We start from the raw sequence: 910 nt of genomic DNA, 5'->3' as shown, positions 1-910 counted from the left end.
CGGTCTATCATCTTGGCTACGCTTTGATAGCCGTTCTTGTGGTAGTTACACAGCAACTTCATCAGTGCCCGAATACCATACTCAGCCGTATCAAACCGACAGAACCGTTTTTCGATATTTCGGTCATGTGGTAATTGGCCTTGCCACTTATTTGCTGGGTTATGGTCAATGTTGCCGGGATTGTTATTGCGTATGCCTCTGGACATTACTTATCCCTCATCATCGTTCAGTAGTTTCTTTACTTCCCAGCCACACATACTGGTGCGGACTTCTGCGCCTGTGTCTAGAAAAATGACTGTCCCACTGTTACCGTTGTAATCAATAGAGTGAAAATGAGTAATGCGTTCCAGAACAACAGTTGTTGGGTGCATCCAGCTACTGATGCCATACGGTGGAAAATCATATGTACTCATGAGTCGCTCCTATTCATTCGGGATGTCTCACCAATCTCATATCGTTCTTCAATGAGAGAGAATTCATCATCATCTCCGTTAACGCTGCTCACCATTGCATCGCAACAGGCAGTGCAGCAGCGATAATGCAGAATTTCACCATCAAAGACCCACGTTGATAATCTGGCTATAGATTTTTGGGGAATGATTTCATCGCAGATATGGCAGTGGCTCTCTTTGCGAGTTATGCCAATTTTGTCTTTCAGGCAGCGTTCAGAGCCATCGCCAAAGTCACCCTCAAATAAGTAAAATGACAGAACAGCGTCTGCGTAATCTTGGTCTCTGGTCATTGCTTATCCCCCAAGCGCTTATTGATAGCCCGGATAGCGAAGCCGCGTATCTTCTCAACACCAATAAAACCGATGGCACCACCGATAGCCGGCGCGAAGCTGCCCGGAATGCCAAACATCTCCAAGCCACTGGATACACTCCATGACAGAGCGCCGCACAATAAGGCT

3 protein-coding genes and 1 pseudogene are annotated in these 910 nt (G+C 46.7%); all 4 read right to left on the bottom strand.

Annotated features, from left to right (window positions below):
- Positions 1-206, bottom strand: a pseudogene (locus FE392_RS19880) (structural protein); the annotation flags it as partial.
- Positions 207-209: 3 nt separating this feature from the next.
- Positions 210-413 (bottom strand): hypothetical protein, encoded by a 204-nt coding sequence (locus FE392_RS19875; RefSeq protein ID WP_319931860.1) that lies wholly within the window; start codon positions 411-413, stop codon positions 210-212.
- Positions 410-742, bottom strand: coding sequence for a hypothetical protein (locus tag FE392_RS19870; protein WP_319931859.1), 333 nt, complete (start codon positions 740-742; stop codon positions 410-412). The genes FE392_RS19875 and FE392_RS19870 overlap by 4 nt, the downstream gene beginning before the upstream one ends.
- Positions 739-910, bottom strand: a 172-nt coding sequence (locus FE392_RS19865; protein ID WP_319931861.1) for a phage holin, lambda family, incomplete at its 5' end; no start/stop codon positions are given. The genes FE392_RS19870 and FE392_RS19865, both read right to left, overlap by 4 nt.

This window comes from Xenorhabdus santafensis, assembly GCF_033949405.1.
Classification (GTDB): Bacteria; Pseudomonadota; Gammaproteobacteria; order Enterobacterales; family Enterobacteriaceae; genus Xenorhabdus; species Xenorhabdus santafensis.
Note: the sequence above shows the minus strand (reverse complement) of the source record. Positions and strands in the feature narration are given on the sequence as shown.